29 protein-coding genes are annotated in these 25,535 nt (G+C 69.3%); 28 read left to right on the forward strand and 1 reads right to left on the reverse strand.

Annotated features, from left to right (window positions below):
* From CG50_RS05430 to fabD, 5 genes are all read left to right on the forward strand, one after another.
* The gene (locus tag CG50_RS05430) at window positions 1-1,104 is read left to right on the forward strand and encodes a UDP-N-acetylglucosamine--N-acetylmuramyl-(pentapeptide) pyrophosphoryl-undecaprenol N-acetylglucosamine transferase (protein WP_036636085.1); all 1,104 of its coding nucleotides are present in this window, start codon (window positions 1-3) and stop codon (window positions 1,102-1,104) included.
* The gene (murC, locus tag CG50_RS05435; RefSeq protein ID WP_036636087.1) at window positions 1,101-2,525 is read left to right on the forward strand and encodes a UDP-N-acetylmuramate--L-alanine ligase; all 1,425 of its coding nucleotides are present in this window, start codon (window positions 1,101-1,103) and stop codon (window positions 2,523-2,525) included. Before CG50_RS05430 ends, murC begins: the two co-directional genes overlap by 4 nt.
* A 44-nt stretch (window positions 2,526-2,569) precedes the next feature.
* On the forward strand, window positions 2,570-2,821 hold the full coding sequence (locus CG50_RS05440) for a DUF2484 family protein (protein ID WP_036636089.1): 252 nt from the start codon (window positions 2,570-2,572) through the stop codon (window positions 2,819-2,821).
* An 84-nt stretch (window positions 2,822-2,905) separates the two neighbouring features.
* Complete coding sequence (locus CG50_RS16180) at window positions 2,906-3,421, forward strand: hypothetical protein (RefSeq protein ID WP_051909559.1); 516 nt, start codon at window positions 2,906-2,908, stop codon at window positions 3,419-3,421.
* Window positions 3,422-3,498: 77 nt separating this feature from the next.
* Window positions 3,499-4,428 carry an ACP S-malonyltransferase gene (fabD, locus tag CG50_RS05450; RefSeq protein ID WP_036636091.1) on the forward strand — a complete coding sequence of 310 codons (930 nt, stop codon included), beginning with the start codon at window positions 3,499-3,501 and terminating at the stop codon, window positions 4,426-4,428.
* 81 nt (window positions 4,429-4,509) lie between these two features.
* On the opposite strand, the gene CG50_RS16185 is transcribed toward fabD, so the two are convergent.
* Window positions 4,510-5,349, reverse strand: coding sequence for a DUF2726 domain-containing protein (locus CG50_RS16185; RefSeq protein ID WP_051909561.1), 840 nt, complete (start codon window positions 5,347-5,349; stop codon window positions 4,510-4,512).
* A 154-nt stretch (window positions 5,350-5,503) separates the two neighbouring features.
* Between CG50_RS16185 and fabG the strand changes: the two genes are divergently transcribed.
* The 23 genes from fabG to cysE all read left to right on the forward strand — a co-directional run bounded on the left by fabG (window position 5,504) and on the right by cysE (window position 25,483).
* Window positions 5,504-6,241, forward strand: coding sequence for a 3-oxoacyl-[acyl-carrier-protein] reductase (gene fabG, locus CG50_RS05460; protein ID WP_036636093.1), 738 nt, complete (start codon window positions 5,504-5,506; stop codon window positions 6,239-6,241).
* A 222-nt stretch (window positions 6,242-6,463) separates the two neighbouring features.
* Window positions 6,464-6,697, forward strand: coding sequence for an acyl carrier protein (locus CG50_RS05465; protein WP_036636095.1), 234 nt, complete (start codon window positions 6,464-6,466; stop codon window positions 6,695-6,697).
* Between the two features lie 390 nt (window positions 6,698-7,087).
* Complete coding sequence (locus tag CG50_RS05470) at window positions 7,088-7,645, forward strand: flavodoxin family protein (protein WP_036636097.1); 558 nt, start codon at window positions 7,088-7,090, stop codon at window positions 7,643-7,645.
* Window positions 7,646-7,807: 162 nt separating this feature from the next.
* Window positions 7,808-9,067, forward strand: a complete 1,260-nt coding sequence (gene fabF, locus CG50_RS05475; protein WP_036636098.1) for a beta-ketoacyl-ACP synthase II — start codon at window positions 7,808-7,810, stop codon at window positions 9,065-9,067.
* A gap of 2 nt (window positions 9,068-9,069) precedes the next feature.
* Complete coding sequence (mltG, locus tag CG50_RS05480; RefSeq protein WP_051909563.1) at window positions 9,070-10,272, forward strand: endolytic transglycosylase MltG; 1,203 nt, start codon at window positions 9,070-9,072, stop codon at window positions 10,270-10,272.
* Between the two features lie 199 nt (window positions 10,273-10,471).
* Entirely contained in the window at window positions 10,472-10,798 is a 327-nt protein-coding gene (locus CG50_RS05485; RefSeq protein WP_036636100.1) for a hypothetical protein, read from the forward strand.
* Window positions 10,788-12,092, forward strand: a complete 1,305-nt coding sequence (locus CG50_RS05490; RefSeq protein ID WP_211248572.1) for a DNA-packaging protein — start codon at window positions 10,788-10,790, stop codon at window positions 12,090-12,092. Before CG50_RS05485 ends, CG50_RS05490 begins: the two co-directional genes overlap by 11 nt.
* Window positions 12,093-12,245: 153 nt before the next feature.
* Window positions 12,246-13,457: a phage portal protein gene (locus CG50_RS05495; RefSeq protein WP_036636102.1), complete on the forward strand. Its 1,212-nt coding sequence runs from the start codon at window positions 12,246-12,248 to the stop codon at window positions 13,455-13,457.
* Entirely contained in the window at window positions 13,454-13,687 is a 234-nt protein-coding gene (locus CG50_RS05500) for a GTA head formation protein, RCAP_rcc01685 family (RefSeq protein ID WP_036636104.1), read from the forward strand. The genes CG50_RS05495 and CG50_RS05500 overlap by 4 nt, the downstream gene beginning before the upstream one ends.
* A 9-nt stretch (window positions 13,688-13,696) precedes the next feature.
* Entirely contained in the window at window positions 13,697-14,251 is a 555-nt protein-coding gene (locus CG50_RS05505; protein WP_036636106.1) for an HK97 family phage prohead protease, read from the forward strand.
* Window positions 14,252-14,282: 31 nt separating this feature from the next.
* A complete protein-coding gene (locus CG50_RS05510; RefSeq protein ID WP_081880295.1) occupies window positions 14,283-15,476 on the forward strand; it encodes a phage major capsid protein in 1,194 nt (397 codons plus the stop codon).
* Between the two features lie 155 nt (window positions 15,477-15,631).
* Window positions 15,632-16,222 carry a head-tail connector protein gene (locus CG50_RS05515; protein WP_036636108.1) on the forward strand — a complete coding sequence of 197 codons (591 nt, stop codon included), beginning with the start codon at window positions 15,632-15,634 and terminating at the stop codon, window positions 16,220-16,222.
* Window positions 16,219-16,557, forward strand: a complete 339-nt coding sequence (locus tag CG50_RS05520; protein WP_036636109.1) for a head-tail adaptor protein — start codon at window positions 16,219-16,221, stop codon at window positions 16,555-16,557. The genes CG50_RS05515 and CG50_RS05520 overlap by 4 nt, the downstream gene beginning before the upstream one ends.
* Entirely contained in the window at window positions 16,554-16,961 is a 408-nt protein-coding gene (locus CG50_RS05525; protein WP_036636110.1) for a DUF3168 domain-containing protein, read from the forward strand. The genes CG50_RS05520 and CG50_RS05525 overlap by 4 nt, the downstream gene beginning before the upstream one ends.
* A gap of 55 nt (window positions 16,962-17,016) precedes the next feature.
* A complete protein-coding gene (locus tag CG50_RS05530; protein WP_036636111.1) occupies window positions 17,017-17,430 on the forward strand; it encodes a phage major tail protein, TP901-1 family in 414 nt (137 codons plus the stop codon).
* A gap of 1 nt (window position 17,431) precedes the next feature.
* A complete protein-coding gene (locus CG50_RS05535; RefSeq protein ID WP_036636112.1) occupies window positions 17,432-17,761 on the forward strand; it encodes a gene transfer agent family protein in 330 nt (109 codons plus the stop codon).
* Entirely contained in the window at window positions 17,758-18,021 is a 264-nt protein-coding gene (locus tag CG50_RS05540) for a rcc01693 family protein (protein WP_051909565.1), read from the forward strand. Before CG50_RS05535 ends, CG50_RS05540 begins: the two co-directional genes overlap by 4 nt.
* The gene (locus CG50_RS05545) at window positions 17,999-18,661 is read left to right on the forward strand and encodes a phage tail tape measure protein (protein WP_036636113.1); all 663 of its coding nucleotides are present in this window, start codon (window positions 17,999-18,001) and stop codon (window positions 18,659-18,661) included. Before CG50_RS05540 ends, CG50_RS05545 begins: the two co-directional genes overlap by 23 nt.
* 12 nt (window positions 18,662-18,673) lie before the next feature.
* Window positions 18,674-19,306 (forward strand): DUF2460 domain-containing protein, encoded by a 633-nt coding sequence (locus tag CG50_RS05550; protein ID WP_036636114.1) that lies wholly within the window; start codon window positions 18,674-18,676, stop codon window positions 19,304-19,306.
* Complete coding sequence (locus tag CG50_RS05555; protein ID WP_036636115.1) at window positions 19,306-20,196, forward strand: DUF2163 domain-containing protein; 891 nt, start codon at window positions 19,306-19,308, stop codon at window positions 20,194-20,196. The genes CG50_RS05550 and CG50_RS05555 overlap by 1 nt, the downstream gene beginning before the upstream one ends.
* Window positions 20,193-20,687 (forward strand): peptidase, encoded by a 495-nt coding sequence (locus CG50_RS05560; protein WP_051909567.1) that lies wholly within the window; start codon window positions 20,193-20,195, stop codon window positions 20,685-20,687. The genes CG50_RS05555 and CG50_RS05560 overlap by 4 nt, the downstream gene beginning before the upstream one ends.
* Window positions 20,687-24,583 carry a baseplate multidomain protein megatron gene (locus CG50_RS05565; RefSeq protein ID WP_036636116.1) on the forward strand — a complete coding sequence of 1,299 codons (3,897 nt, stop codon included), beginning with the start codon at window positions 20,687-20,689 and terminating at the stop codon, window positions 24,581-24,583. The genes CG50_RS05560 and CG50_RS05565 overlap by 1 nt, the downstream gene beginning before the upstream one ends.
* A gap of 78 nt (window positions 24,584-24,661) precedes the next feature.
* Window positions 24,662-25,483 (forward strand): serine O-acetyltransferase, encoded by an 822-nt coding sequence (gene cysE, locus CG50_RS05570; RefSeq protein WP_036636117.1) that lies wholly within the window; start codon window positions 24,662-24,664, stop codon window positions 25,481-25,483.
* The last annotated feature ends 52 nt before the right edge of the window (window positions 25,484-25,535 follow it).

Raw genomic sequence — 25,535 nt, forward strand, 5'->3', positions numbered from 1 at the left:
ATGTCCGACAGCAGTCTTCCACTCCTCCTGATCGCGGCGGGGGGAACCGGCGGGCACATGTTCCCGGCGCAGGCTCTGGCCGAGGCGATGGTGCGGCGCGGCTGGCGCGTCAAGCTGTCGACCGATGCGCGCGGCGCGCGTTACACCGGCGGCTTCCCGCATGTGGTCGAGGTCGAACAGATCGCCTCGGCGACCTTCGCGCGCGGCGGGCTCGCGGCGAAGATCGCGGCCCCGTTCCGCATCGCGGGCGGCATCCTCTCGGCGCTGTGGACCAACTGGCGCGACCGGCCGCAGGTGGTCATCGGCTTCGGCGGCTATCCGACGATCCCGGCGCTCGCTTCGGCCTGGGTGCTGCGGCTGCCGCGCGCGATCCACGAGCAGAACGGCGTGATGGGGCGGGTGAACCTCGGCTTCGCGCGCCATGTCGATGTGGTGTGCTGCGGCACCTGGCCCACGGCGCTGCCGCAGGGCGTCGAGGCGCGTCACACCGGCAACCCGGTGCGGGCCGCCGTGCGCCAGCGCCGCGCCGCCGCCTATATTCCGCCCGGGCCCTATCCGATGTCGGTGCTGGTGATAGGCGGCTCGCAGGGTGCGCGCGTTCTGTCGGATGTCGTGCCCGAGGGGCTGTCGCTGCTGCCCGAGCATCTGCGCGCGCTGCTGCGCGTCTCGCATCAGGCGCGGCCCGAGGATGTCGAGCGCGTCACCGACGCCTATTACACCGCCGGCATCCGCGCCGAGGTGCAACCCTTCTTCAATGACGTGCCCGAGCGGCTGGCGGAATGCCAGCTGGTGATCTCGCGCTCGGGGGCATCTTCGGTCGCCGATATTTCGGTGATCGGGCGGCCCTCGATCCTGATCCCCTTCGCCGCGGCGACGGGCGATCATCAGACGGCGAATGCGCGCGGGCTGGTCGACGCGGGCGCGGCGATCTTGCTGCCCGAGCACGCCGCCACCCCCGAGACCGTCGCCGATCAGGTGGCGCTTGTTCTGGACAATCCGGAAGGCGCGGTCCAGATGGCGCAGGCGGCGCTCTCTCGCGGGGTGCCCGACGCGACGGAACGTCTCGTCGATATCGTGGAACAGCTTGCAGGAATAGGCCAATGAGTTCTGCCGTCACCAAATTGCCGGGAAAGCTCGGCCCGATCCATTTCATCGGCATCGGCGGCATCGGCATGTCGGGCATCGCCGAGGTGCTGATGACCTTCGGCTACAAGGTGCAGGGATCGGACGCCAAGGCCTCGAAGATCACCGATCGTCTGGTCAGTCTCGGGGCGCGTTTCTTCGAGGGGCAGCGCTCGGACAACATCACTGACGATGTGGCGGTGGTGGTGATCTCCTCGGCGATCAAGCCGGGCAACCCGGAACTCGAAGAGGCCCGTCGCCGGCATCTGCCGGTGGTGCGCCGCGCCGAGATGCTGGCCGAACTGATGCGGCTGAAGTCGAACATCGCGATCGCCGGCACGCATGGCAAGACCACCACGACCACGCTGGTCGCGACGCTCCTCGACAAGGGCGGGTTCGATCCGACGGTCATCAACGGCGGCGTGATCCATGCCTATGGCTCGAACGCGCGCGCCGGTGCCGGCGAATGGATGGTGGTCGAGGCCGACGAGTCGGACGGCTCGTTCAACCGGCTGCCCGCGACCATCGCCATCGTCACCAACATCGACCCCGAGCACATGGACCACTGGGGCAATATCGAGAACCTGCGCAAGGGGTTCTACGATTTCGTCACCAATATCCCGTTCTACGGCATGGCGGTGTGCTGCACCGACCACCCCGAGGTTCAGGCGCTGGTCGGCAAGGTCACCGACCGCCGTGTGACCACCTTCGGCTTCAACGCCCAGGCCGATGTGCGCGCGATCAACCTGTCCTATCACGACGGCGCGGCGCATTTCGACGTGGCGCTGCAAAACGAGGGCGAGGGCGCGCTGATCGAGGGTTGCACGCTCCCGATGCCGGGCAATCACAACGTGTCGAACGCGCTCGCCGCGATTGCGGTCGCGCGGCACCTCGGCATGGACAAGGATCGTATCCGCGAGGCGCTGGCGGGTTTCGCCGGCGTCAACCGCCGCTTCACCAAGGTGGGCGAGGTTCTGGGCGGCGTCACGATCATCGACGACTACGGTCACCATCCGGTCGAGATCAAGGCGGTGCTCAAGGCCGCGCGGCAGTATGTCTCGGGCACGCCCGGCGCGCGGGTGATCGCGGCGCATCAGCCGCATCGCTATTCGCGTCTGCATGACCTGTTCGACGATTTCTGCACCGCCTTCAACGATGCCGATGTCGTCGCCATCGCCGAGGTCTATGCCGCCGGCGAAGAGCCGATCCCCGGCGCCACCCGCGACGATCTGGTCGCCGGTCTGATCCGGCACGGCCACCGCCACGCCCGCGCGATCCTGTCCGAGGACGATCTGGCCCGTCTGGTGCGCGAGCAGGCCCGGCCGGGCGATATCGTGGTCTGCCTCGGCGCGGGCACGATATCGGCCTGGGCGAACGCGCTGCCCGCGAAGCTCGGGAACTGAGGGGTGCGGATCGCTCGGACCAACGGTACGCGGCGGGGGCGGGGATGAACCTGTCGCTGATCTGCGCCTGTGTCTGGGCGATCGTCGCCACCGCCATCGCGATGGGGCCGCGCCGGTTTCACTGGCCGGGCGCCTGGGGGCTGATCGTCACCGGGGTGCCGCTTCTGGGCTGGGTCACCTATCACAACGGTCCGATCGTCGGGCTGATCTGTCTTGCCGCCGGGGTGTCTGTGCTGCGCTGGCCGGTTCATGCGCTGCTGTCGGCGATGCTGGGGCCGCGCCGCGCGGCGAAGTGAGACAGGCTGCGACATGAAACAGGCTGGCGGGCCGGGGCCGGGGGTGGCATCCTGCCCTTGTGCCGAACAGGACTGTGCTGCCCCGTGCCTTCTCTCTCTTCCGCTCTGCCGCCGCTCGTCGCGGAATTCATCGCCCATCTCGGCACCCAGAGAACGGCGAGCCGCGCGCTCGATCTGTGGTGCCGGGCGCGGTTTCCGGCCGAGGGCGATCTTCCCGTGCGGGTGCGGGTGCTGAGCGACCGCCCGCTTGCCCCGGCCGAAGCGCGCCGGTGCAGCTTCGTCGCCACGGACCCTGAAGAAGAGCTGCGCTATCGCCGGGTCGAGATCCGGCGCGGCGCGCGTCTGTTGTCGTGCGCGAGCAACCTGTACCTGCCCGGCCGGCTGCCTGCCGGTGCGGCGGCGGAACTGCGGGGCGGAGAGCGCCCCTTCGGGCTGATCCTCGAAGACCGGGGGCCGGTGCGGCGCACTCTCGGGCTGCGCGCGCGGCAGGGCGCTTTCGCGCTGACCCTCGATGCCGAGATGGCGCTCGGGGCCGCGGCTGCGGTGGCGGTGCTGCGCGAAAGCTATGCCGCGACGCTGTTCACCCCGGCGGGGGGCTGAGGGCGCCCGCACGCGCGGCAGTTGTTTCGCCGGCCGTCGCGCGCTACAGAAACCCCCGACAAAACGAGGAGACTGGCATGAGCCGAGCATTCGTATTCCCCGGACAGGGCGCGCAGACCATCGGCATGGGCAAGGCGCTGGCCGAGGCCTATCCGGCCGCCAAGGCGGTCTTCGACGAGGTGGATGCGGCCCTCGGCGAGAAGCTGAGCGCGCTGATCTGGGAGGGCGACATCGCCGAGCTGACGCTGACCGCGAATGCGCAGCCGGCGCTGATGGCGACCTCGATCGCCACGCTGCGCGCGCTGGAGGCAGAGGGCTTCGGTCTGGCCGACGCGGCCTTCGTCGCGGGCCACAGCCTGGGCGAATATTCCGCGCTGTGCGCTGCGGGCAGCCTGAGCCTGAGCGACACTGCGCGCCTTTTGCGCATCCGCGGTGCGGCGATGCAGTCGGCGGTTCCGGTGGGCGTGGGCGCCATGGCGGCGCTTCTGGGCCTCGATTTCGCGCAGGCGACCGAGGTCGCGACGGCTGCGGCCGAGGGCGAGGTCTGTCAGGCGGCGAATGACAACGACCCCGGGCAGGTCGTGGTTTCGGGCCACAAGGCGGCGGTCGAGCGCGCGGTGGTTCTGGCCAAGGAAAAGGGCGCGAAGCGCGCCGTCATGCTGCCGGTGAGCGCCCCTTTCCATTGCGCGCTGATGCAGCCCGCCGCCGACCGGATGGCCGAGGCTCTGGCCGCGGTCGAGATCAAGGCGCCCTCGGTTCCGGTGGTGCAGAACGTTCTGGCCCATGCCGAGACCGACCCCGAGGCGATCCGCGACAATCTGGTGCGTCAGGTCACCGGCTCGGTGCGCTGGCGCGAGAGCGTCGAGTGGATGGCCGGGCAGGGCGTCACCGAGTTCTGGGAGATCGGCGCGGGCAAGGCACTGTCGGGGATGATCCGCCGCATCGCCAAGGACAGCGTGCAGAAGGCCGTCGGCACGCCCGAGGACATCGCCGCGCTGAAGGCCTGAGGGTCGGACGGTGAAAACTGAAGAGCCCCGGTCGTGAAAACGGCCGGGGCTTTGCGTTTCGGGGCGGGGCAGCGGGCGCGCTCAGGCGGCGGGGCCGGCGGGCTCTGCGGGTTCGGGCGAATCGGGGCTTTCGGCAGGCCGGGGGGCGGCTTTCGGGTCCGGTGCGCGGCGAAACGGGCGGCGTGGTGCGCGTTGCCCGACGGGAAGGGCGGTCTGCTCGATCAGGCGGTTGCGCAGGATCTTTTCGTTGGTGTCGGGAGGCAGTTCGATCAGGGTGAGGCCGGCCTTGCGCAATGCCTCGCGCTTCACGGCGTCGCGCAGAAAGGCGTTCGAATTGAGGTGATGGCCGCTGCCCTGATATTCCAGCGCCGCCACCGTCAGCCCGCGCCGGTCGATGATCACGAAATCCAGCCGTTTGGCGTTGATCGCGCGGTTCGCCTCGCTGTCGAAGGCGTCCTGCCCCCGGGCATCGACGGCGCGCAGCACTTCGCCCATCGCGACCTGTGCCATCACCCGATGCCCCTGACCGATTTCCTCTACGATGCGTTCGAGGATCGGCAGAAGCCGGGCCTCGGAGCGGTTGAGCAGCGGGATCACCCGGAAGGCCGAGCCCTGCACCAGATCGAGATGCGAGTTCGGTGCGGCCGGGGCCTGTCCGGTGGGCGGGCTGTAGATCTCGGGCGATGCCGAGGACGTCGGCTGCCGGCGATAGGAAAACGGCTGGTGTGGGCGGGGGACATGCCAGGGACGGCTGCGGCGGCGTTTGTCCTTGCCGCTGGCGAGCGCCGCGCCGACCAGCACCAGAACGCCGATCAACGCGATGACGATCAGGGGCAGGCTGTCGGAACTCAGCCCGGAGAGCAGCGAGGCCCCTGTTCCCGAACTGGACGAAGAGGTGCCGGGGGCGGAAATGAAACTCATTCTGGACCGGATGACTGTTGACGATAAAAGATGGCCGCGTGACGGGCACGGGAAAGAGGTTTCACCCTAATGCAGGCAGAGGCGATTGCACAGGTCTCTGGCCGGATGCCGTTGCGGCTGTTATGAGGGCGCGAAACCGCAAAGAGGGTGAACCATGTTTGATCTGACGGGCAAATGCGCTCTGGTGACCGGGGCTTCGGGCGGCATCGGCGCCGAGACGGCGCGCGCGCTGCACAAGGCGGGGGCGAAGGTCGCGCTGTCGGGCACGCGCGTCGCGCCGCTCGAGGCGCTGGCGGCGGAACTGGGCGAGGGCGCCTTCGTCTGCCCGGCGAACCTGTCCGATGCCGAGAGCGTCGAGGCGCTGCCCAAGGCCGCGACCGCGGCGATGGGTGCGCTCGACATTCTGGTCAACAACGCCGGCATCACCCGCGACAACCTGTTCATGCGGATGTCGGACGAGGAATGGCAGTCGGTGATCGACGTGAACCTGACCGCCTCGTTCCGGCTGATGCGCGGGGTGCTGCGCGGCATGATGAAGGCGCGCTGGGGGCGGATCGTGTCGATCTCCTCGATCGTGGGGGCGACCGGCAATCCGGGTCAGGGCAACTATGCCGCGGCCAAGGCGGGTCTCGTCGGCATGTCGAAGTCGCTCGCCTATGAAGTCGCGAGCCGTGGCATCACGGTGAACTGCGTCGCGCCGGGCTTCATCGCCACCGCGATGACCGACAAGCTGAACGACGAGCAGAAGGGCAAGATCCTGACGCAGATCCCGGCCGCGAAGATGGGCACGCCCGCCGATATCGCCGCCGCGGTGCTGTATCTGGCGAGCCCCGAGGCCGGTTACGTCACCGGCACCACGCTGCATGTCAACGGCGGCATGGCGATGATCTGACGCAGGGGTGCGCGCGGCGTGCCGCCGCGGCGGACTTGCGAAACGGCTTGCCTTGCTGCATGACTGTGCTATAGGCGGCCGCACGACGCCGGGGGCGACCCCGGCGGGCTTTTCCCGCCTGTCGGGGGAGAGGCGACCGTCCGCACGAACGGGCGGACAACCGCCCGCAAGACGGGCAACGAGAAAACGATGGGCCTAGGCCCTCAAAACTGAGGAACGGACATGAGCGACATCGCAGATCGCGTGAAGAAGATCGTCGTGGAGCATCTCGGCGTGGACGAGGACAAGGTCACCGAGACCGCGTCGTTCATCGACGATCTCGGCGCGGACAGCCTCGACACCGTCGAGCTGGTGATGGCCTTCGAAGAAGAGTTCGGCATCGAGATCCCGGACGACGCGGCCGAGAAGATCCAGACCTTCGGCGATGCCGTGAAGTTCATCTCGGAAGCCGTGTGATCCTGACCGGATCCGGTTTTCGGACGGCGCTCCCTTCGGGGGGCGCCGTTTGCGTTTCGGGGGATGGCATTCGGGGCAGGGCACTTGCCGGGCAGGGATGCCTTCACCCGATCCTCTTGTTCCCGCAGCCCTGACCCGCCTCCCCTCTGACCGCTTTCCCCTTGGCCCGGGAAGCCCCGGCTGACGTTGCGGGATGCCGGTTCCGCCCGGAGCGGGCTGGCGGCCCCCGCGGGGCATTTCGGCCGAAACCGGCCGGAAAATGGTGCCCCCGAGCACAACCGCTGTTCGCCAGACCGCATTCGGCACTCTGTCCGCCGATGATGCGCGGCGCTAACATGAAGGCGAACCCCTGCCACGGGGCAGGGGATGCCCGCCATGGGGAGAAGAGACATGACCAAGACTGTCGTTCTGTATTTTTCGGGCTACGGCCACACCAAGCGCGTCGCCGAGGAAGTCGCTGCCGGCGCCTCGGCCGAGCTGATCGCCATCGACGCCGAAGGCAACCTGCCGGAAGGCGCCTGGGAAACCCTGGCCGCGGCCGATGCGATCATCTTCGGCGCGCCGACCTACATGGGCAACGCGCCCTGGCAGTTCAAGAAATTCGCCGATGCGAGCTCGAAGGTCTGGGGCACGCGCGGCTGGCAGGACAAGGTGTTCGGCGGGTTCTCGAACAGCGCCAGCCTGAACGGCGACAAGGCCGGCACGCTGATCTTCCTGCAGACGCTGGCTTCGCAGCATGGCGGGATCTGGGTCAGCCTCGGGATGCTGCCGTCGAACACGCTCGCGGCGACGCGCAATGATGTCAACAACCTCGGCGGCTCGGTCGGGCTGCTGACGCAGTCGCCCTCGGATCAGGGCGCGGATCAGATCCCCTCGGGCGATCTGGAGACGGCGCGGCTTTACGGCGCGCGTGTCGCCTCCGTCGCGGCGCGTCTGGCGCAGCACTGACAGCTCCTCCGGGCATCGTCCGGATTTCGGCGAACTCCTGCGCCCGGCCGTTCTGGCCGGGCGTTTTGCGGCCTGCCGCCTGGGCGGGGGTGCGCTTTGCGTTGCGCCCCCGTTTGCGGCCGTGTATCAGACGCGGAAACAGTGTTTTCCAAGGGGAAGAGCATGCGTCGTGTTGTCGTCACGGGTCTGGGTCTGGTCACGCCGCTGGCCTGCGGTGTCGAGGAAACCTGGTCGCGCCTGATCGCAGGACAGTCCGGAGCCGGTCCGATCACCCGCTTCGATGCCTCGAACGTCGTCACGAAATACGCCTGTGAGGTTCCCCGCGGCGACGGTTCGGACGGCACGTTCAATCCGAACGAGTGGATGGAACCCAAGGATCAGCGCAAGGTCGACGAGTTCATCCTCTATGCCGTCGCAGCGGCGACGCAGGCGGTGCACGACTCGGGCTGGATGCCCGAGGACGAGGACAGCCGCGAGCGCACCGGCGTGATGATCGGTTCGGGCATCGGTGGCCTGACGACCATCGCCGAGACCGCGGTTCTGATCAAGGAACGCGGGCCGAAGCGGGTCAGCCCGTTCTTCATCCCGGCCTCGCTGATCAACCTGGCCTCGGGCCAGGTGTCGATCAAGTTCGGCTTCAAGGGGCCGAACCACGCGGTGGTGACGGCCTGCGCGACCGGTGCCCATGCCATCGGCGATGCGGCGCGGCTGATCATGCTCGGCGATGCCGATGTGATGGTCGCGGGCGGTGCGGAAAGCCCGATCTCGGAAATCGGCATCGCCGGTTTCAACGCCTGCAAGGCGCTGTCGACGGGCGCCGAGGAGCCGACCAAGGCCAGCCGTCCGTGGGACAAGGATCGTGACGGCTTCGTCATGGGCGAGGGCGCGGGCGTCGTCGTTCTGGAAGAATACGAGCACGCCAAGGCACGCGGCGCCAAGATCTACGCCGAGGTTCTGGGCTACGGTCTGTCGGGCGACGCCTATCACATCACCGCCCCGTCCGAGGACGGCGACGGCGGCTTCCGCGCGATGAAGGCGGCGCTGGCGCGCGCCGGGATCACCGCGGCCGATGTCGATTACGTCAACGCGCATGGCACCTCGACCATGGCCGACACGATCGAACTCGGTGCGGTCGAGCGTCTGATGGGCAACCACGCGGCCGAGGTCACGATGTCGTCGACGAAATCGGCCATCGGGCATCTGCTGGGCGCGGCCGGTGCGGTCGAGGCGATCTTCTGCATCCTCGCGATCCGCGATCAGGTGGCTCCGCCGACGCTGAACCTCGACACGCCGGCGGCGGAGACGCCGGTTGATCTGGCGCCGAAGGTGGCGCGTCACCGCAAGATCGACGTGGCGATGTCGAACAGCTTCGGCTTCGGCGGCACCAACGCCAGTCTGATCGTCGGCAAGGTCCGCGCCTGACCATGTGGCGCAACATCGTCTCGACCTTCCTGACGGTGCTGATCGTGCTGCTGGCAGCCCTGGGCGGGCTGGTGGCATGGTCGCAGAAGCAATACGAAGGGCCGGGGCCTCTGACGCAGGGTGTCTGCGTCAAGGTGTCCCCGGGCCAGAGTTTCGCTGCCGTCTCGGAGGATCTGAAGGCGAAGGGCGCCATTTCCTCGGCCTATATCTTCCGGGCCGGGGCCGATTACGCGGGCAAGGCCGGTAGCCTGAAGTTCGGCTCCTATCTGATCGAGCCGGCCAGCTCGATGGCGGAGATCGTGGAGCAGCTGACCTCGGGCGGGCCGTCGAGCTGCGGCACCGAGCTGAACTACGTCATCGGCGTCACCGGCGAGCAGATGATCCTGCGCGAGATGGACGCGACGACGGGTCAGTATGTCGAGCGCGCGAAGTTCGATCCGAAGACCGCCAAGGCACCCGACGGATTCGACGACACGGTGAAATCCGCCGACGTTCGGTTGCGGGTGACGCTGGCCGAGGGGGCGACGAGCTGGCAGGTGGTCGAGGCGCTGAAGCTCGCGCCGTTCCTGAGCGGCACGGTGAAGGACATTCCGGCCGAGGGGTCGCTCTCGCCCGACAGCTACGATCTGAAGCGCGGGACGGATCGCGGCGCGCTGATCGCCGAGATGCAGAAGCGGCAGAGGGCGGCGCTGGACGCTGCCTGGGCGAATCGCGCCGAGGGGCTGCCTTATGACACGCCCGAGGCGGCGATGGTGATGGCCTCGCTCGTCGAGAAGGAGACCGGCGTCGCCGAGGAACGCCCGGTGGTGGCGAGCGTGTTCCTGAACCGGCTGGCGCAGGGAATGAAGCTGCAGACCGACCCGGCGGTGATCTACGGGGTGACGCAGGGGAAGGGGACGCTCGGCCGTGGGCTGCGCCAGTCCGAGCTGCAGCGCCGCACGCCTTACAACACCTATGCCGTCGAGGGGCTGCCGCCCGGCCCGATCTGCAACCCGGGCAAAGCCGCGATCGAGGCCGCTCTGCATCCGGCTGACACGAAGTTCCTGTATTTCGTCGCCGATGGCAGCGGCGGGCATGTGTTCGCGGCGACGCTGGCCGAGCATAACCAGAATGTCGCGAACTGGCGCCGGATCGAGAAGCAGCTGAAAACGCAGGACAATACCGGAACCGGCATGGCCGACGATGCGGGCGGCGACGCCCCCTGAGCCGGGAAAACATTGACGAAACCTTAACGCAGCGCGCACCAACCCATTGGCAGGAAAGGATTTTCCTGTTGACTTGGCGCGCGGTCCGATGTATCCATTGTGACATGCTAGGAGAGGTGGGCAGGCGCTCCGGGGAAACCCGGCGGCGCCTTTTTCATTTCGCTCGTGCGGACAGGCATGAGAGGCGGGTTCACGACATATGGGAAAGACCTTCTCGGGAGGGGAGCCTCCGGCAGTCGATCTGCTGGAGGAGACCGAAGTTCTGTATCGGGAAATAGCCGGTGAGCTGGCCGAGGCGATGCGAGGGGTTCGCCGCGGCGATCTGAAAGAGGCGAAGGTGGCCGCTCAGGCGGTCAAGGACCTGCGCACGGCCTTTCAGATGGTGATGGATGAAAGGACACGCGTTGAGAAACTCCGCAAGCAGGTTGCCGGGGTCGTCGGAGGGTGCGAGCTCGACTTCGACGCGGCAAGAGCTGAAATCGGGCGCCGCCTGGCTCGCCTCCGCGACGCAGGAGATGCTGGATGAGTTCCTGGGGGGGCTCGATGACAATGCGCTTCTGGCGCTGCCATGGGTGTTCGAGTTCTGGGCGCTGCCGCATCAGCTGCCGCCCGCGGGGGCCTGGAAAAGCTGGGTCATTCTGGGGGGGCGCGGTGCGGGCAAGACGCGGGCCGGGGCGGAATGGGTGCGCGCGCAAATCGAGGGCGCGCGTCCCGCCGACCCCGGCCGGGCGTCAAGGGTGGCGCTGGTGGGCGAGACCTTCGATCAGGTGCGCGACGTGATGATCTTCGGCGACAGCGGGATCATGGCGTGCTCGCCCCCCGACCGGCGCCCGGTCTGGGAGGCGGGCCGGCGCCGTCTGGTCTGGCCGAACGGGGCGACGGCCACGGCGTTCTCGGCCCACGAGCCCGAGGCGCTGCGCGGGCCGCAGTTCGATGCCGCCTGGGCCGACGAGCTGGCGAAGTGGAAGCGCGCGGAGGAAAGCTGGGACATGCTGCAATTCGCGCTGCGTCTGGGCGATCATCCGCAGCAGGTGGTGACCACGACGCCGCGCAACGTGGGCGTGCTGAAAGCTATCCTGAACAACCCCTCGACCGTCGCGACCCATGCGCCGACCGAGGCGAACCGGGCCTATCTGGCGGCTTCGTTCCTCGAGGAGGTGCGGGCGCGCTATGGCGGAACGCGGCTTGGCCGGCAGGAGCTGGAGGGGGTGTTGCTCGACGATGTGGAGGGCGCGCTGTGGACCACCGCGGGGATCGAGGCGGCGCGGATCGAGACGGCGCCGCCGCTCGACCGGATCGTGGTCGCGCTCGATCCGGCGGTGACCTCGGGGGCGGCGTCGGACGAATGCGGCATCGTGGTCGCGGGGGTGGTGCAGCAGGGCGCGCCGCAGGACTGGCGGGCGGTGGTGCTGGAAGACGCGACGGTGCGCGGCCGGCCGACCGACTGGGCGCGCGCCGCCATCGCGGCGATGGACCGCTGGAACGCAGAGCGGCTGGTCGCCGAGGTCAACCAGGGCGGCGAGCTGATCGAGAGCGTGCTGCGTCAGATCGACCCTCTGGTGCCGTTCCGCCCGCTGCGCGCGAGCCGCGGCAAGAGCGCGCGCGCCGAGCCCGTCGCCGCGCTCTACGAACAGGGGCGGGTGCGGCACCTGCGCTCGGGCCGGCTCGGCACGCTGGAGGATCAGATGTGCCGGATGACGGTGCAGGGCTATCAGGGACAGGGCTCGCCCGACAGGGTGGATGCGCTGGTCTGGGCGCTGAGCGAGCTGGTCATCGTGCCGGCGCAGGCCTGGCGTCGGCCGCAGGTGCGCGGGCTCTGACCCTTTCGGCTTTCCGAAAATATCCCACGGGGGTGCGGGGGTGTGAAACCCCCGCTCCTGTCTTCGCAATCCATGACGAGGCCGGGCCGCGATGCCCGGCCTTTTCCGTCGGTGGCCGGTCCGCAGGGGGACGGCTACAACAAGGAGACCCGCATGGTCAGGACTTTCTTTCGCAAATCCGCCCCTCCCCCGGACACGGGATCCGCGCCCGAGCGCAAGGCCTCGGTCACCGGGCGCATCGTGGCGATGGCCTCGGGGGTGGGACGCCCGGTCTGGGGGCCGCGCGATACCGCCGGGCTGACGCGGCACGGCTTCACCGGTAACCCGGTGGGCTTTCGCTGCGTCAAGCTGATCGCCGAGGCGGCAGCCGCGGTGCCGTTGGTCTGCCAGGACCGCGCCGCGCGCTACGAGACCCATCCGGTGCTCGCGCTGCTCTCTCGTCCCAATCCGGGTCAGGGCCGGGCCGAGCTGTTCGAGGCGCTGTTCGGCCAGATCCTGCTGTCGGGCAACGGCTATCTCGAGGCGGTCTCGCCCCCGGACCTCTCGGCATCGCTTCCCACCGAGCTGCATGTGCTGCGCTCGGACCGGATGACGGTGGTGCCGGGGGCGGATGGCTGGCCGGTCGCCTATGACTATGCCGTGGGCGGGCGCCGGCACCGTTTCGACATGACCGGCCATCCCGATCCGATCTGCCATATCAAGAGCTTCCACCCGCAGGACGATCATTACGGTCTGTCGCCGATGCAGGCGGCGGCGGTGGCGATCGACGTGCACAACGCCGCCTCGGGCTGGTCGAAGGCGCTCCTTGACAATGCCGCGCGGCCCTCGGGCGCGATCGTCTACAAGGGCGGCGACGGGCAGGGCACGCTCAGCCCCGAGCAATATGACCGGCTGGTCTTCGAGATGGAGACCCACCATCAGGGTGCGCGCAACGCCGGGCGGCCGATGCTTCTGGAAGGCGGGCTCGACTGGAAGCCGATGGGGTTCTCGCCTTCGGACATGGAGTTCCACGAGACCAAGGCGGCCGCCGCGCGCGAGATCGCGGTGGCTTTCGGGGTGCCGCCGATGCTGCTGGGGATCCCGGGCGATGCGACCTACGCGAATTACGCCGAGGCGCATCGCGCATTCTACCGGCTGACGGTGCTGCCGCTGGCGACGCGGGTCAGCGCGGCGGTGGCGTGGTGGCTGTCGGGCTTTCTCGGCGCCGAGGTGGAGCTGCGCCCCGATCTCGATCAGGTGCCGGCACTCGCGGCCGAGCGTGACCAGCAGTGGAAGCGCATCGGCGAGGCGGCGTTCCTGAGCCTGGCGGAAAAGCGCGCGCTCCTCGGTCTGCCGCCGGCGATGGCGGAACAGGCGCCCGAATGAGCACCGGCGGCTCGCGCTATCTGAAGGAGCCCTTCGATCTGCACGAGCGTCGCTTCGAGACCACGGAGCGGATCATGGATCTGCAATTCGGCCATCTGGAACGGCGGCTGGGCAAGATCGAGGCGATGATCGAGGGGCTGGAGAAGCGGTTGTGGATGACGGTCTACGGCGTCGTGGCGGTGATCCTGACCCAGGCGGTGACGGGCATTCTGCAATATGCCCCGCATTAGGGAAAACCCATGGAACTCAAGGATTACGGGCTGGAACTGAAGTTCTGCGCCAGCGAGCCGCTGACGCTGGGCGAGGGGCTGGAGATCCGCGGATATGCCTCGCTGTTCGGGCTGACCGATCAGGGCGGCGATGTCGTGGAGCGCGGCGCCTATGCGCGCAGCCTGCGCAAGATCGCGGCCGAGGGCGGATCGGTGAAGATGCTGTGGCAGCACGATCCGGGCGCGCCGATAGGGGTCTGGGACGAGATCGCCGAGGACGAGCGCGGCCTGCATGTCCGCGGCCGGCTGCTGCCGGAGGTGGCCCGCGCGCGCGAGGCGGCGGTGCTGATCGGGGCGGGGGCGATCGACGGGCTGTCGATCGGCTACCGCACGGTTTCGGCGGTGAAGGATGCGGGCGGGCGGCGACGCCTGACCGAGGTGGAGCTGTGGGAGGTGTCGCTCGTCACCTTCCCGATGCTGCGCGAAGCGCGCGTGGCAGCCAAGGGCACGACCCTCGACGAGGGTGTGCTGAACGAGATCGCGGCGGCGCTTCGGACAGCCGCGGCGGACCTGTCCGGGCGCTGAGGCGCGGACGCATTTCGCACAAGAGGTGGTGATGAGCCAGATCGAGGTTCCGGCCGCGGACGAGAGTTCCGCGGACCGGGGGGCGGTGGCCGGCGTGAAGGCCGCGCTGTCGGGGTTCCTGAAGGAAGTCAAAGGCTTTCAGGACAAGGTTGAAACCAGGATTCAGCAACAGGAAGAGCGTTTGACCATGCTTCAGACCAAGAGCTTCGCCGGCCGTCCGGCCCTTGCCACGGCCGCTTCGGAAGAGGCGCCGCATCAGAAGGCATTCGAGGCCTATGTCCGCGCCGGCAATGATGAGGGGCTGCGCGGCCTCGTCCTCGAGGGCAAGGGGCTGAACACCTCGGTCGCGGCCGAGGGCGGCTATCTGGTCGATCCGCAGACCTCGGAGACGATCCGCGCGGTGCTGCATTCGACCGCCTCGATCCGCCAGATCGCCACGGTGGTGAATGTCGAGGCGACGTCTTACGACGTGCTGGTCGACAAGACCGACCTCGGCACCGGCTGGGCGAGCGAGACCGCGGCGCTGACCGAGACCGCGACGCCGCAGATCGAGCGGATCTCGATCCCGCTCTACGAGCTGGCGGCGATGCCCAAGGCATCGCAGCGGCTGCTCGATGACAGCGCCTTCGACATCGAAGGCTGGCTTGCCGCGCGCATCGCCGACAAGTTCTCGCGCGCGGAGGCGGCGGCGTTCATCACCGGCAACGGGGTGGACAAGCCGAAGGGCTTCCTGTCGCATACCATGGTGGCGAACGCGAGCTGGGCTTGGGGGGCGCTGGGTTACGTCGCGACGGGGGCGGCGGGCGATTTCGCCGCGACCAATGCCGCCGATGCCATCGTCGATCTGGTCTATGCGCTGAACGCCGAATACCGCGCCGGGGCGAGCTTCGTGATGAACTCGAAGACGGCTGGTGCGGTGCGCAAGATGAAGGACTCGGACGGGCGGTTCCTGTGGACCGACAGCCTGGCGGCGGGCGAACCCGCGCGGCTGATGGGCTATCCGGTGCTGATCGCCGAGGACATGCCCGATATCGCCGCCGGCACCTATGCCATCGCGTTCGGCGATTTCGCCGCCGGCTACACCATCGCCGAGCGCCCGGATCTGCGGGTGCTGCGCGATCCGTTCTCGGCCAAGCCGCATGTGCTGTTCTACGCCTCGAAGCGGGTGGGTGGCGATGTCAGCGATTTCGCCGCGATCAAGCTGCTGAAGTTCGCCGCCTCGTAACGGCGGGGACCGGCCGGGAAACCGGCCGGCGGACGCGGCCCTGTCCGCCGCTGCCTAGCTGCTCCCTCCGCCCGAGCGGCGGCGGGAGGGGCCGCGTCCGCAACCGGCGCCGCCGTCGGCGCGCCGGCGACTGGGGCGAATTTCGGAGAAGCGCGATGATGCTGATCGAACGGACGGCGGTGCCCGATGCGGCGCTGCCGGTGGCGGAGCTGCGCGCGCATCTGCGGCTGGGCACCGGGTTTTCCGATGTCGGGGCCGAGGATGCGGCGCTGCTGGCCTATTTGCGGGCGGCGCTGGCCGCGATCGAGGGGCGCACGGCCAAGGTGCTGATGGCGCGCGCGTTCACGGTGACGCTGGAGCACTGGCGCGGCGATGGCCCGCCGCTGCCGGTGGCGCCTGTCACCGGGGTCACGGAGCTGCGGCTGATCGACGGGGCGGGGGGGACGAGCGTTCTCGGGCCCGAGCGCTATCGGCTGGCGCCCGACGGGATGCGGCCGCGGGTGATCGCGCTTGGCTGGCAGGAGCCGGGGGGCACGGGCGCGGCGGTCGAGATCGACTTCACCGCCGGGTTCGGGACGGGCTGGTCCGATGTGCCGGCCGACCTGCGTCAGGCGGTGCTGCTGCTGGCCGCGCAATATTACGAGCTGCGCCATGACGGCGGGGCGGAAGGTGCCGCGATGCCCTTCGGGGTGATCGCGCTGATCGAGCGCTGGCGCACCGTCAGGGTGCTGGGAGGGCGCGGATGAACGTGCCGAGACTGAACCGGGAACTGACCCTGGAGGCCGCCGAGCGCGTGCCCGACGGGGCGGGGGGATACCGGCTGGAGTGGAGTGCGCTCGGCCGGTTGTGGGCGGCGATGACGCCCGGCACCGGGGTCGAGCGGGCGGGGGAATTCGTCCGGCTGGCCTCGATGCCGTGGCAGATCGTTGTGCGCGCGGCCCCCGAGACCTCGCCGCGCCGGCCCCGGCCCGAGCAGCGGTTTCGCGAGGGAGAGCGGATCTTCCGCATCCTCGCCGTCGCCGAGGCCGATGCCGAGGGGCGCTATCTGACCTGCTTTGCCCGCGAGGAGGTGGTGGCATGAGCTATGCACTTGCGGCCGCATTGCAGGCGGCGGTTTACGCGCGGCTTGCGGCGGATGCGCCGCTTACCGCGCTGGTCGGGACGGCGATCTATGACGCGGCCCCGCCCGGTACGACGGAAGGCACCTATGTCAGCCTCGGCCCCGAGGATGTGAGCGATGCCTCGGACCGGAGCGGCGACGGGGCGACGCATGATTTCATCGTTTCGGTGGTCAGCGACGAGGCGGGCTTCGCGCTGGCGAAAGAGGTCGCGGCGGCGGTCTCGGACGCGCTGAGCGGGGCGGGGCTGACGCTGAGCCGGGGCTATCTGGTCGGGCTGTGGTTCCTGCGTGCGCAGGCGCGGCGCGTCGACAAGGCCAACCGGCGCCGCATCGATCTGACCTTCCGCGCCCGGGTGGGCGCCTGATTTCCACGCCGCGCCCCCGGGGGCGCGTGTGCCTTTCACGAATGGAGTGTGACCAATGGTGGCGCAGAACGGCAAGGACCTTCTGATCAAGCTCGACCTGACCGGGGCGGGCCAGTTCGAGACCATCGCGGGGCTGCGCGCCTCGCGGCTGAGCTTCAATGCCGAGACGGTGGATGTGACATCGCTGGAAAGCACCGGGGGCTGGCGCGAGCTGCTCGGCGGTGCGGGGGTGCGCTCGGCCGCGATCTCGGGCTCTGGCGTGTTTCGCGATGAGGCGACGGACGAGCGCGCGCGGCAGATCTTCTTCGACGGCGAGGTGCCGAACTTTCAGGTGATCGTGCCCGATTTCGGCATCGTCGAGGGGCCGTTCATGATCACCTCGATCGAATATGCCGGCAGCCACAACGGCGAGGCGACCTATGAGATGAGCCTCGCCTCGGCCGGCGCGCTGAGCTTCACGGCGATCTGAGATGGCGAACCCCTGGGCGGGAGAGGTCGAGGTGACGCTCGACGGAGTGGGGCACCGGGCGAAGCTGACGCTCGGGGCGCTGGCGGAACTCGAGGCGGAGCTGCAGGCGGCGACGATGGTCGATCTGGTGAAGCGGTTCGAGGCCGGGGCGCTGTCGGCGCGCGACGTGCTGGCGGTGATCGTCGCCGGGCTGCGGGGCTGTGGCTGGAACGGGCGGGCCACGGATCTGATGACGGTCGAGATCGGCGACAGCCCGTTCGCCGCGGCGCGTCTGGCGGGCGAACTGATCGCGCGCGCTTTCGCGCTGCCTGTGGCGGGGCCCGGCGGATGACGGGCGGTTCCCTCGACTGGCCGGGGCTGATGCGGGCGGGGATGCGCGGCCTCGGTCTGCGGCCGGCGGAATTCTGGGCGCTGACCCCGGCGGAGCTGGCGCTGATGCTGGGCGTCGAGGCCTCGAATCCGCCGCTGACGCGGGCGCGGCTGCGCGAGATGGCCGCGCGCTGGCCGGACCGGGGGACGGAACCGGCGCCCGGGGCGGACCGGGATACGGCAACAATGGAGGGCGGAGATGACGGAAGTGGACGGCTTTGACGGGCTGAGCCGGCAGGCCGAGGACATGGCGCGCAGCCTGTCGGGCGCCGAGGCGATGGCGGCGGCCTTCAACGACGAACTCGGGCAGATGCGCCAGAGCCTCGTTTATACCGGCCGCGAGGTCGGCACGATGGCGAACAGCATCGGACGCAGCCTGCGCGGTGCCTTCGACGATGTGGTGTTCAACGGGGAAAGCCTGTCCTCGGCGCTGACCGATGTGGCGCGGAAGATGTCGGATACCGCTTACGCGATCGCCGTGCGCCCGGTCGAGCAGGCGGTGGGATCGAGCGTCGCGGGCGGGCTGAACGCGGTGCTGAGCGGGCTGTTCCCCTTCGCGAATGGCGGGGCCTTTTCGCAAGGCCGGGTGATGCCCTTCGCCAAGGGCGGCGTGGTCAGCACTCCGGTCAGCTTCCCGATGCGCGGCGCGACCGGGCTGATGGGCGAGGCCGGTCCCGAGGCGATCATGCCGCTGACGCGCGGCGCGGACGGCCGGCTCGGAGTGCAAAGCTCGGGCGGGGGGCGGGCGGTCAATGTGGTGATGAACGTCACCACGCCCGACACCGCCGGCTTCGCGCGCAGCCGCAGCCAGATCGCCCAGCAGATCAACCGCGCGCTCAGCCTTGGCAGCCGCAACGCCTGACAGGAGACCCAGATGGCCTTTCACGAGATCCGCTTTCCCGCCAATCTGAGCTTTGGCTCCGTCGGCGGGCCGGAGCGGCGCACCGAGATCGTCACCCTGTCGAACGGGTTCGAGGAGCGCAATTCCCCCTGGGCGCAGTCGCGCCACAGCTATGACGCGGGGGTGGGGCTGCGCTCGCTCGACGATGTGGAGCGGCTGATCGCTTTCTTCGAGGCGCGGGGCGGCCGGTTGCACGGATTCCGCTGGAAGGACTGGGCGGATTACAAGAGCTGTCCGGCCTCGCGCACGGTGGCCTATGACGATCAGATCATCGGCACCGGCGACGGGGTGAGGACCGAATTCGCGCTGGCGAAGACCTATGCCTCGGGCGGGCACAGCTATGTCCGGGCGATCACCAAGCCGGTCGAGGGCACGGTGCTGACCGGCATTCAGGGCCATGCCCGCGCCGAGGCCGTGCATTTCGAGGTCGACCCGACGACCGGCATCGTGCGGTTCTATGACCCGCCGGCCGAGGGCGCGCTGATCACCGCGGGCTTTGAGTTCGACGTGCCGGTGCGGTTCGACACCGAGGGGATCCAGGTTTCGGTGCAGTCGTTCCGCGCGGGCGACCTGCCGCAGGTGCCGGTGGTGGAGGTGCGGATCTGATGAGCTATCCGGATGAATTGCAGGCCCATCTCGACAGCGGGACGACGACGATTGCCCGCGCCTGGGCGGTCAGCCGCGCCGATGGCACGGTGCTGGGCTTCACCGATCACGACCGGGCGCTGAGCTTCGGCGGTATCGCCTTCGAGCCCGACAGCGGGCTGACCGCGAAGGCGCTGGCGCAGGGCACGGGGCTGTCGGTCGACAACAGCGAGGCCTATGGCGCGCTGCGCTCGGACGCGATCAGTGAGGCGGATCTTCTGGCCGGGCGCTATGACGGCGCCGGGGTGCGGATCTGGATCGTCAACTGGGCGGCGCCCACGGACCGCGCGCTGATCTTTCGCGGCAGCTTCGGCGAGGTCACGCGCGGCGCCGGGGCGTTCAGCGTCGAGCTGCGCGGGCTGAGCGAGCCTCTGGGGGCCGAGAAGGGGCGGATCTATCACCCGCGCTGCGCGGCGGTGCTGGGCGATGCGCGCTGCGGGCTGGATACCTCCGGGGTGGGCTATCGGTTGCAGATCGCGGCCGAGACGGTCGAGGATGCGCGGCTGTTTCGCTTTGCCGCCGTTGCGGGGTTCGACGATCGCTGGTTCGAGAAGGGCCGCTTCGAGGTGCTGAGCGGCGCGGCCGCGGGGCTTGTCGGCGTGGTCAAGACCGACCGGATCGAGGGCACTGGCGGGCGCCGGGTCGAGCTGTGGTCGCGCCTTGGGGCGGATGTGGCGCCGGGCGATCTGATCCGTATCTCGGCGGGCTGTGACCGGCGCGCCGAGACCTGCAAGCTGAAATTCGCCAACTTTCTGAATTTCCGCGGATTTCCGCATATCCCGGGCGAGGACTGGCTGACCTCTTATCCGGTCAGCGGCACCGAGAACACCGGGGGGAGCCTGTTCGAATGACCGAGGATGAACGGACGCAAGGCGCGCGCGCGGCCCAGATCGCGCGCGGCTGGATCGGCACGCCCTATCTGCATCAGGCTTCGGCGCAGGGGGCGGGGACGGATTGCCTCGGGCTGTTGCGCGGTGTGTGGCGCGCGCTTTACGGCCACGAGCCCGAGGCGATCCCGGCTTACACGCCCGACTGGTCCGAGCCCGCGCGCGAGGAACGGCTGTGGCTCGCGGCGCGCCGGCACATGATCGTGCTGTCCGAACAGGCGGGATCCGCGCCCGAGGCGGAGGGCGAGGTGCTGCTGTTCCGGCTGCGCGACGGGGGTGTGGCGAAACATCTGGGGATCGTCTCGCGGCCCGGGTCCGACCCGGCGGGGGCGGCGTTCATTCATGCCTATGGCGGGCACGCGGTGCTGGAAAGCCCGCTGTCGCGGCCCTGGCAACGGCGGATCGCGGCGCGCTTCGCCTTTCCGGCAACCGATCTTTCCGAGGGGACGCGCTGATGGCCACCTTGTTGCTTTCCGCCGCCGGCGGCGCCATCGGCGCGGGGTTCGGCGGCACGATCCTCGGTCTGTCGGGGGCGGTGCTTGGACGTGCGGCGGGCGCGGTTCTGGGCCGTGCCATCGACCAGAAGCTGCTCGGCACCGGCTCGCAGAGCGTCGAGACCGGCCGGGTCGAGCGTCTGCGCCTGACGAGCGCGAGCGAGGGCGATGGCGTCGGGCTGTGCTGGGGACGGATGCGCGTCGCGGGACAGGTGATCTGGTCGACCCGGTTCTTCGAGACCGCCACCGTCGAGAAACAGGGCAAGGGCGGCGCGGGTTCGGTCAAGACCACGAGCTACAGCTATTCGGTCAGCGTGGCGGTGGCGCTGTGCGAGGGCGAGATCCTGCGCGTCGGCCGGGTCTGGGCGGACGGGATCGAGGTCTCGCCCGGCACGCTGAACATGCGCATCTATCCGGGCAGCGAGGACCAGCTTCCCGATGCCAAGATCGCCGCGGTCGAGGGGGCGGAGAACGCGCCCGCCTATCGCGGCATCGCCTATGTGGTGTTCGAGGATCTGGAGCTGAGCGATTACGGCAACCGGGTGCCGCAGTTCACCTTCGAGGTCGTGCGCGCGGCGCAGGGGCCGGGGATCGACGCGGTGCCGGATCTGGTGCGCGGCGTGCGCGGTGTCGCTCTGATCCCGGGCACCGGGGAATATGCGCTTGCCACCACGCCGGTCTATCGCACCCTCGAGGGGGGGGATGCCGATGACCGGGTTGCGGTGAACCAGAATGCGCTTGGTTCGGGGACCGATTTCACTCAGGCGCTGGAGCGGCTCGACGAGGAGCTGCCGGCCTGCGGATCGGTGTCGCTGGTGGTGTCGTGGTTCGGCGACGATCTGCGCTGCGCGGAATGCGATATCCGCCCGAAGGTCGAGACGCAGGCGAGCGAGGGCACCAACATGCCCTGGCAGGTCAGCGGGATCACGCGCGCCGGGGCCGGGGTTCTGCCCACCCTCGGCGGCGGCGCGGTCTATGGCGGCACGCCCGCTGACCGGGCGGTGATCGAGGCCATTCAGGCGCTGAACGCCGCCGGAAAGTCGGTGATGTTCTATCCGTTCATCCTGATGGAACAGATGGCGGGCAATGCGCTTCCCGATCCCTGGAGCGGTGCCGAGACGCAGCCCGTTCTGCCCTGGCGCGGGCGCATCACCCTGAGCGAGGCTCCGGGCCGCGCGGGCAGCCCCGACGGCACGGCCGCGGCCGTGGCCGAGGTCGCGGCGTTCTTCGGCACCGCCGCGCCCGGCGATTTCGTGCCCGGCCCCGATGGCGTCGCCTATACCGGGCCTGAGGAATGGTCGTTTCGTCGCTTCATCCTGCATTACGCGCATCTGTGCAAACAGGCGGGCGGGGTCGGGGCGTTCTGCATCGGCACCGAGATGGTGGCGCTGACCCAGATCCGCGGCCCCGGCAACAGCTTCCCCGCGGTCGCGGCGCTGCGCGCGCTCGCGGCCGATGTGCGCGCGATCCTCGGGGCGGGGTGCAAGCTCGGCTATGCTGCCGACTGGTCGGAATATTTCGGCTATCAGCCGGGCGATGGCGACCGGTTCTTCCACCTCGACCCGCTTTGGGCCGATGACGAGATCGACTTCATCGGCATCGACAATTACATGCCGCTGTCCGACTGGCGCGAGGGGGAGGAGCATCTCGATGCCGGGTGGGGGGCGATCTACGACCTCGATTACCTGCGCGCGAATGTCGAGGGCGGCGAGGGATACGACTGGTATTACGCCGCAGACGAGCACCGCGCGGCGCAGATCCGCACCCCGATCACCGATGGCGAGCATGACGAGCCCTGGGTCTGGCGCTACAAGGACATCCGCAACTGGTGGGCGAATGCCCATCACGAGCGGATCGGCGGCACGCGTCAGGCGAATGCCACCGCCTGGGTGCCGGGATCGAAGCCGATCTGGTTCACCGAACTCGGCTGCGCGGCGATCGACAAGGGGACGAACCAGCCCAACAAGTTCCTCGATCCGAAAAGCTCGGAATCGGTGCTGCCGTTCTTCTCGGACGGGCGGCGAGACGAGCTGATGCAGATGCAATATCTGCGTGCGATCCTGTCCTACTGGGCGGAAAGCGACAACAATCCGGTGGCGGAGCTGTATTCCGGGCGGATGATCGACATGGCGCGGGCGCATGTCTGGTGCTGGGATTCGCGGCCCTATCCGGCGTTTCCGAACCGCACCGATCTGTGGTCGGATGCCGAGAACTATGCCCGCGGGCACTGGATCTCGGGCCGGGCGGTGTCGCAGCCTCTGGCGAGCGTGGTGGCCGAGATCTGCGCGCGCTCCGGGGTGCGGTCCTTCGATACCTCGGGCCTTTACGGGCTGGTGCGCGGCTTCGTGATGGCGGGGGGCACCTCGGGGCGCGCGGCGCTGCAATCGCTGATGCTGGGCTATGGGTTCGAGGCGCTGGAACGCGACGGCACGCTGGCGTTCCGGATGCGCGACGGGCGGGCGGATGCGGTTCTCGATCCCGATGCGCTGGTGCTGACGGAGGGCGAGAGCGTCATCGAGACCGCCCGCTCCGCCGAGGCGGAAGCGAGCGGCCGGGTGCGTCTGGTCTATGTCGGGGCGGATGGCGATTTCGAGACCGCGGCGGTCGAGGCGATCTTCCCTGACGAGGCGGATACCGCGGCTTCGGGGTCCGAACTGCCGCTCGCGCTGACCCGGGCGCAGGCGCAGGCCACGGCAGAGCGCTGGCTGGCCGAGGCGCGGGTGGCGCGCGACACGGCGCGGTTCGCGCTGCCGCCGTCGAAGGGCGGGCTTGGCACCGGGGATGTGGTCGCGCTGAACGGGCGACGCTACCGCATCGACCGGATCGAGCGGGGCGAGGCACTGTCCGTCGAGGCGGTGCGGGTCGAAAGCGGGGTCTATCGCGCCTCGGACGAGGCGGAGGAGGCGGTGACGAATACCCGTTTCGTCGCCCCGGTTCCGGTGACACCGGTATTCCTCGACCTGCCGTTGCTGAGCGGCAGCGAGGATCCCACCTCGCCGCATCTGGCGGTGTCGGCGGCGCCCTGGCCCGGCAAGGTCGCGGTCTATTCGGCGCCCGAGGATGCGGGCTATGCGCTGCTGAGCACGCTCAGCCGGCGCGCCGCGATGGGCCGCACGCTGACGCCTCTGGCACGGGCGCCCGCGGGGCGGTGGGACCGGGGGCCGGCGCTGCGGGTTAAGCTGCGCTCGGGCACGCTCTCCTCGGCCAGCATGGCGCGGGTTCTGGGGGGCGCGAATGTCATCGCCATCGGCGACGGCAGTTCCGACCGCTGGGAGATCGTGCAATTCGTCGCGGCGGTGGCGGTAGAGCCCCGCGTCTGGGATCTGAGCCTGCGGCTGCGCGGGCAGATGGGCTCGGACGCGATGATGCCCGATGTCTGGCCGGCGGGCAGCCGGGTCGTGGTGCTCGACGCGGCGCTGAGCCAGATCGCGGTTCCTGCGGCCTCGCGCGGGCTGGCGCGACACTACCGCATCGGCACCGCCGGGCGCAGCTATGACGATCCCTCCTATGTGCACCGGATCGAGGCATTCCGCGGCGAGGGGCTGCGGCCCTACGCCCCGTGCCATCTGCGCGCGAGTGCGGTGGGGGCGGGATGGCGGCTCGACTGGGTGCGGCGCACGCGGATCGACGGCGACAGCTGGGAGGGCTATGACGTGCCGCTTGGCGAGGCGCAGGAGCGGTATCTGGTGCGGGTGATGCGCGGCGCGGCGGTGCTGCGCGAGGCGGTGGTGACGGATCCGGTCTGGAGCTACGGCGCGGCGGCGGTCGCGGCCGACGGTCCGGGCGTCGAGATCCGGGTGGCGCAGATCTCGGACAGCTATGGGGCCGGGCCGGCGGCGGTTCTGGTGCTGGGTTAGGCGAGCCGTGCAGCCCCTCTGGTTGCAGGCGGGGGGCTGTGCTAGGCTTTCCCTCCGACAACAGAAGGAGCCTGAGGCATGGGCGAGATGCGCGCGACGGTCACCCCGGTCGATCCGGTCTGGGACCGGATCCGGACGGAGGCGCTGGAGGCGGTTCGCAACGAGCCGCTTCTGGGGGCGCTGATCCATGCGGGGCTTTTGCATCACCGCACGCTGGAGAAGGCGCTGTCCTACCGGTTCTCGCTCAAGCTCGCCTCGGGCGAGATGAGCGAGCAGATCCTGCGCGAGATCGCCGATGAGGCCTATAGCGCGGACCCGACGCTCGGTGCGGCGGCGCGGGCCGATCTGGTCGCGGTCTACGAACGCGATCCGGCCTGCCACCGGTTCCTGCAACCGATCCTGTTCTTCAAGGGGTATCAGGCGCTTCAGGCCTACCGGGTGGCGCATTGGCTGTGGCAGACCGGGCGCCACGACATGGCCTATTTCGTGCAGATGCGCACCTCGGAGATGTTCGGTGTGGACATTCATCCGGCGGCGCGGATCGGCAAGGGCGTGATGATCGACCATGCGCATTCCATCGTCATCGGCGAGACGGCGGTGGTGGGCGACAACGTGTCGATGCTGCATTCGGTGACGCTTGGCGGCACCGGCAAGGAAGAGCAGGACCGCCACCCGAAGATCGGCAATGGCGTGCTGATCGGAGCGGGCGCGAAGGTGCTGGGCAATATCCGCATCGGCGACAACAGCCGGATCGCGGCGGGCTCGGTGGTGCTGAGCGAGGTGCCGCCGTGCAAGACCGTGGCGGGCGTGCCCGCGCGCATCGTCGGCGAGGCCGGTTGCGCCCAGCCCGCGGTGCGGATGGACCATCAGCTGAAGGGCTGCCGCGACTGCGAGGAATGAGCCCGCGGCCGGTTCGGGGTCAGGCCCGGAGCCGGTTGGCCGCTCGTCGCGG

It is taken from the genome of Paenirhodobacter enshiensis, from assembly GCF_000740785.1.
Lineage (GTDB): Bacteria > Pseudomonadota > Alphaproteobacteria > Rhodobacterales > Rhodobacteraceae > Rhodobacter > Rhodobacter enshiensis.